The organism is Paenibacillus sp. OK003 (genome assembly GCF_900109515.1).
Lineage (GTDB): Bacteria > Bacillota > Bacilli > Paenibacillales > Paenibacillaceae > Paenibacillus > Paenibacillus marchantiae.
In genome coordinates this window covers 173,649-179,691 of sequence record NZ_FOBD01000016.1, presented here as the reverse complement: position 1 = coordinate 179,691, position 6,043 = coordinate 173,649, and the positions used below count along the sequence as shown (strand labels likewise).

Sequence of the window (6,043 nt, the reverse complement as noted above, 5' to 3'; positions counted from 1 at the left end):
TCTAAAGCCGCCACGTTCTCCCGGCTCCCCCCATCGTAAAACGACCACAAAAAAAGGCCAACCAGTAATTACTGGCTAACCTGATAATACGAAAATCCGCCTTGTTCCAAAATGTTGCTATATTGCCCGATCGTCGGAAAATACCAAGGATTGCTTTCATGATTTGATATCTTCATTGTGTCACAAGACAGTTTATTATTTAAATATATAAATTCTATACAGTTGATAGTTTATACCTATAAGAATTCACCTACTTTCGAGAATTCAAAGTATTCCTACCGAAGCGGATGCTCCGACGAACCTTTGGGGTTCTCATCCCTTGTACGCAAAAAAGCTTCCCGAAGGAAGCTTTTTCTAACGTCCCAGGAGGGATTCGAACCCCCGACCGACGGCTTAGAAGGCCGTTGCTCTATCCTGCTGAGCTACTGAGACAAATATGTATAATAAAAATACCGCGCGATTCCTATTATACTCTCATTTCTATATTTTTCAATAGTTTTATAAAAAAATTAATAATTGCATCATTCCACATGACTTGAACGTATTATTTTCATACTCAACACAGGTACAGAATATGAATGCTTGAAGCAGGCAATATTGAGGATATTAAGATCAGGTGCATTTGGAATGGGCAGACATATTCAGAATGAGACCTGCTGGGTAATCATTTGCATACATACATTCTACAGAACCAAATAAAGGAGAGAAACCGCTATGAGACAACTTTTATCAGCATTATCCTATTTTAGTATTTTCTTTGCCCCGTTCCTGTTCCCCATCATTATTTGGATTGTGGCCAAGGACAACTATATTGAGGGACACGCTAAACGAGCCTTATTCTCGCATATATTCCCCTTTCTTGCGGCAATCCCGCTGCTTTACTTCTTTGTTACCGCACACAGTCTGGGTTCCGCTGTCGGATTTGTAATTCTGTTCTTTGTCATTTATGCATTAAGTTTTGTGTACAATATCGTCAAAGGTATTCAAGTACTGCGTGAATATGCCTGAACACAAGCGTCACAATCAAGTTAAATTAAACATTCAAAAACCCGCCTTTCGAAAGAAGGGCGGGTTTTTGCATTCCGGTTACTTGTTTCCCTGACGCCACGGATTTCTCTGGGCAGGACGCTTGCTGTTAATGGCGAGCACTTCCTCGGCAAACTCGGTATGATGCGCATAAAGGTTCCCTTTGTTTTTCTTGAACTTGGAAGCCATTGCTATCACCTCCCCGGAACTTGCATATAGTATGGCTCGGGGGAATTTCGCTTATCCTTTGCTGCTATCGGCATATGTTGGAACGCCCACCTTAACCTTGGCCCACCAAATAGCGCTGAAGCGTCGGCCCCAGTAATCCAAAAGCAAGCAGCTCACTCTGGAACCGGGCTTTATCTTCCCCTGCTGTAATGCCTTCACTGTTCTCAAACGCCGTTTCCGTGGCATCTTCAAACGCTGTGTGCATATTGTTATTGTACCAATCCAGAACTGCATCCGAATGATTGCGTACAATTCGAACGACTTCAAGTGAATTCCCCGGCTGGGTAGCCGCAACGTATACAAGCAAAGACGGATCCCCCGTATTTCCAGGCTGTACCTCAACTTCTGCACAAGACAATCCATCTACTTCGGTTAATCTGCGTATTTTGGCATCCTGAATGGCATACATTTGTTATCGCGCTCCTTTGTCCATTTCATGTACTTTGCTCGATCTGGTATCGGGTCTCTGGTGTTCCCAAGCGATAAATTTCCCGATATACCTGCTGTAACACAGCTTCATATGCACGGTTTACAGACTCCTCAGGCGTATCTGGCCAAGGGAATACCATTCCTGGAAAGGCCTCTTCCTCTTTTTCCTGCATTAGATTAAGCAGTCCCAGTAATTGTTCCGCCTCCTGAGGCGTCGCCTGGATCACCCATTCATACGACGTTACGTGCGGGTCCGGAATAACAGAGCGCCCCATGACAGATACATAATAGGTCATACTGTCCATTTGCAAGTTCTCTCCTTCACAGGCATGTTGAGGCCGTTGTCCCTAGAACTAGTTTCCGAAGAGGACAGACATTTTATGCCTGCTTTCGGCATATATTTGTTACGACTTCTGACGAAAAAGACAACATTTGCTGGCTGTGAGCGACTTAAGCAGCCATACGGATGAATGACTCGACTAAGAAAGGATGAACAAACCATGTGCGGTATAACCGGCTTCATACAGTGGAATCGGGATTTGACCCAGGAATCAGAGCTGCTGGTCCGGATGACGGACAGCTTGTCGAACCGGGGGCCCGACGCTTCAGGTACATGGATCTCCAATCCTTGTGCGTTCGGACATCGGCGTCTCAGCGTTATGGACCCGGAGAACGGGGCACAGCCCATGCATGCGTTACAGGGAGACACCTCCTATACCGTCGTGTATAACGGAGAACTATACAATGCACCCGAGTTGAAAAAGGAATTGCTCCAGCGCGGACACCATTTCCGCACACAATGTGATACGGAAGTGCTGCTCGCCTCTTATATGGAGTGGGGACCGGCCTGCGTTGACCGGTTTAACGGCATTTTTGCCTTTGCTATATGGGATGGCGGACGCGAACAGGTTTTTATTGCCCGTGATCGCCTGGGCGTCAAACCCCTGTTCTACAGTCATGCAAAGGATTCACTCGTATTTGGCTCAGAACCCAAAGCACTGCTCATCCACCCGGATGTTGAAGCTGCGGTTGGACCTGAAGGTTTGGCAGAAGTATTTATTGTCGGTCCTGCCCGGACACCTGGACACGGCGTATACTCCTCCCTTAACGAGCTCAAACCTGCGCATGCGCTTATTTACAACCGAAACGGCATTAAAACCTATGCTTACTGGAAGCTGGAAAGTCATCATCATGAACATAATTTGGAAGAGACAGCTGCTGAGGTACGCAGACTGTTGCAAGATACATTAGAACGCCAATTGGCTTCGGATGTCCCTGTCTGCTCCCTTTTGTCAGGTGGCCTGGATTCAAGTGCTCTATCTGCATTAGCGGTGGATTATTATAATCGTACAGGTCAAGGTCAGGTCAGCACGTATTCTGTGGACTATGTGGATAATGCAAAGCATTTTCAGGCCCATTCCTTCCAGCCTGGTGCAGATGGACCCTGGATTAAGCGTATGGTGGATGAACTGAAGACAGATCATCACTGGATTGAGATTGAAAATGGCGAGTTGGTTCATGCACTGACCCAGGCTATGCTTGTGCGGGATTTGCCAGGGATGGCGGATGTGGATTCCTCTCTCTATCTGTTCTGTAAAGAAATCAAAAAAGGAGCCACCGTTGCCATCTCAGGCGAAGCAGCGGATGAAGTATTTGGCGGTTATCCCTGGTTCCATCGGGAAGAGATGCTGAACTCCGGTACATTCCCATGGTCTGTAGCGCCTGATATGCGAGCAGGATTGTTATCCCCGGACATTCGGGAATGGATCAGGCCACTCGACTATCTCGCGGACCGCTATTCAGATGCTGTGGCTGAAGTACCTCTACTCGATGGGGAGACCGGTAAATCAGCCCAGATGCGAGTAATGTCCTATCTGAACATCACCCGGTTCATGCCTACACTACTAGATCGGAAAGATCGGATGAGTATGGGAGCTGGGCTTGAGGTTCGGGTGCCTTACTGTGATCACCGTTTGATTCAATATGTATTTAACGTGCCTTGGGACATGAAAATGACAGGCGGACGGGAAAAAGGTATTCTGCGTAAAGCGCTGGAAGGTGTACTGCCTGACGATGTGTTGTACCGGAAAAAGAGTCCATATCCGAAAACACATAACCCGCAGTATCTTGCTGCCGTTAAACAGCAGGTGCTTGATATTCTGGATGATGCAAGCTCACCGATCTTGCCATTAATCGACAAAGCTCAAATTCGCAAATTGGCCTCCTCACCGGATGCTTCATCGAACCTGCCCTGGTTTGGACAGCTAATGTCGGGTCCACAGCTATTTGCTTATCTAACACAAATCAACTCGTGGTTGCGTACGTATAAAGTGGCCATTCGATAAATAATGTGATCTTTTCATTCTTAAAAGGGGTGCTCGATGAGCAGCATAATAGCTGTTCATCAGGCACCCCTTTGTCATACTCGATTTAATGATGTCTACAGGTTATCCCACTTTAAAATGGCTCAGAGACTGCTGTAATTCTTCCGCCATGGACGAAAGTTCATTGGCCGCAGAAGATATCTCCTGCATGGCAGACAATTGCTCCTCAGACGTCGCGCTAACCTCCTCTGTGCCTGCAGCTGCATTCTGCGTAACATCCATGATTGTTTTCATCGATACGTTGATCTGTTCCACCCCTGCTGCCATCTGCTCAATAGAAGCGGATACTTCCTGGGTCTGTCCTGCTACATTGCTGACAGCTGCTCGAATTTCTTCAAAACTGTCTCCTGCTCTATGCACAAGGCTGATCCCCTCCTGAACCTCTGCAGTCACTTCTCCCATGGATTGGGCAGCGTCACTCATGCCCTTATGAATAGAGGCTACCAGTGTGCCTATTTGTTCAGCAGACCTCGCCGATTGCTCAGAGAGCTTCCGCACCTCGGTAGCAACCACCTCAAATCCGCGCCCATGTTCTCCAGCCCTTGCCGCTTCGATGGCAGCATTAAGCGAAAGCAGATTCGTTTGCGCCGATATTTCGGAAATGGTTTCCACCATCGAATTAATGGATTGTGAGTGGTTACCCAGCTCTTCGATAACCGTTGCAAGACCCTGTACGGTCTGATGGATGGAATTCATCTGTTCCACAGCCGATTGCACCGAGTCGCTGCCAGCTAAGGTTTTGGCCGATGCGTTCGTAGCTTCATCAGACATCGTTTGCGTATTCTCTGTAATTTGCTGAAAACCTGTGGATAGTTCATTAATCGTATGGAATCCATCGCTAACCATGCTTACTTGTGTATCCATACCGGTAGCAATCTCTTCCATCGTAATGGCCACTTGCTCTGTCGCCGCCACGGTCTGTTCCGTACTTGCCGTTAGCTCTTCGGATGAAGCAGCTACCCGATCCGCATTATTACCCACCTGATGGATCAACTCGCGCAAATGAACCGACATGGTATTAAACGATTGAGCCAAGTCGCCAATCTCATCATTATTCCGCACAATAATCGCCTCGCCAGTCAAATCACCTTCAGCAATTTGTCTTGCGGCTCTGGCAACAGAAGCCACCGGTTTGGAAATCAGTCTGCCCATGAGTAAAGCAATGGCAGCTCCCACAATGATTGAAATAATACCGATGATTACAATAGAACGGATTACCTTTTGAATGAGCTGATTGGCATTCACGATTCCTGTGTCCAATGAATTTTGCTGAACCTGCTCCATGGATGCCATGGTTTCTTCAAATTCAGATACAATCGCAGGCCCTGTGTTGAGCAACAACGTTGTAATTTCACTATTTCTATCCTGTTTCTTTAATGCAATAACATTCTGCCCAAAAGCCAAGTAATCTTCCACACGCTGGTCTGAACGGTCCAGAAGGTCAATCATGCTTTGCGTTTTAAGACCTGATCTTAATTCTTCACTTATTTTACGGTAATCATCATAAGATGATTGAAACAGCTGCTCATTAGCATCACTGGCTTCGGTCACATAGTTTCGCAATGCAACCTGCTGAGATTTCACATCAATAATCATGTTTTTAATCGTAAGCAGTTTGTACGTACGTTCCTTGATGAGATCTGTATACGTTTTCTCCACGGAGATAAATTGAGTATACGAGATGACGACAACTGCCACCAATAAAATCAATACAGCTACAAAACCTAACAATAATTTGCGGCTAATGGATATTCTCTTCATGTGAATTCCCCCATATGTTCAGATGTTTTGCAATTATGTAGTTTTACTCCCGTGCCCTCCATTCTTCTAAAATTAAACTAGGACTTTTGTCGTTTTCCCCTCCCGAAATTATGATTCCCAATGCCCTAAACGACAATTTCTCCTAAGCCTATTAACCTATATACCAGCAGCATGAATCTCCTATTCTAAAATAAAAAAAGACCCTACACCAGCAC

Annotated in this window: 6 protein-coding genes and 1 tRNA gene; 2 read left to right on the top strand and 5 right to left on the bottom strand. The window is 46.2% G+C overall.

What is annotated here, in order from left to right:
• Positions 1-358 precede the first annotated feature (358 nt).
• Positions 359-432 (bottom strand) — tRNA-Arg (locus BMW94_RS23210).
• 282 nt (positions 433-714) lie between these two features.
• Here BMW94_RS23210 and BMW94_RS23205 point away from each other — a divergent pair.
• On the top strand, positions 715-1,008 hold the full coding sequence (locus BMW94_RS23205; RefSeq protein WP_053783120.1) for a magnetosome magnetite crystal formation protein family: 294 nt from the start codon (positions 715-717) through the stop codon (positions 1,006-1,008).
• Positions 1,009-1,086: 78 nt separating this feature from the next.
• Here BMW94_RS23205 and BMW94_RS31170 read toward each other — a convergent pair whose 3' ends face one another.
• From BMW94_RS31170 to BMW94_RS23195, 3 genes are all read right to left on the bottom strand, one after another.
• Positions 1,087-1,215 carry a hypothetical protein gene (locus BMW94_RS31170; protein ID WP_256336669.1) on the bottom strand — a complete coding sequence of 43 codons (129 nt, stop codon included), beginning with the start codon at positions 1,213-1,215 and terminating at the stop codon, positions 1,087-1,089.
• 91 nt (positions 1,216-1,306) lie between these two features.
• The gene (locus BMW94_RS23200) at positions 1,307-1,663 is read right to left on the bottom strand and encodes a hypothetical protein (RefSeq protein WP_064635807.1); all 357 of its coding nucleotides are present in this window, start codon (positions 1,661-1,663) and stop codon (positions 1,307-1,309) included.
• A 25-nt stretch (positions 1,664-1,688) separates the two neighbouring features.
• Positions 1,689-1,988 carry a hypothetical protein gene (locus tag BMW94_RS23195; RefSeq protein WP_063566707.1) on the bottom strand — a complete coding sequence of 100 codons (300 nt, stop codon included), beginning with the start codon at positions 1,986-1,988 and terminating at the stop codon, positions 1,689-1,691.
• 195 nt (positions 1,989-2,183) lie between these two features.
• On the opposite strand from BMW94_RS23195, the gene asnB reads away from it, so the two are divergent.
• Positions 2,184-4,028, top strand: coding sequence for an asparagine synthase (glutamine-hydrolyzing) (gene asnB / locus BMW94_RS23190; protein WP_091001217.1), 1,845 nt, complete (start codon positions 2,184-2,186; stop codon positions 4,026-4,028).
• Between the two features lie 102 nt (positions 4,029-4,130).
• Here asnB and BMW94_RS23185 read toward each other — a convergent pair whose 3' ends face one another.
• Positions 4,131-5,828, bottom strand: a complete 1,698-nt coding sequence (locus BMW94_RS23185) for a methyl-accepting chemotaxis protein (protein WP_091001216.1) — start codon at positions 5,826-5,828, stop codon at positions 4,131-4,133.
• Between the last annotated feature and the right edge of the window lie 215 nt (positions 5,829-6,043).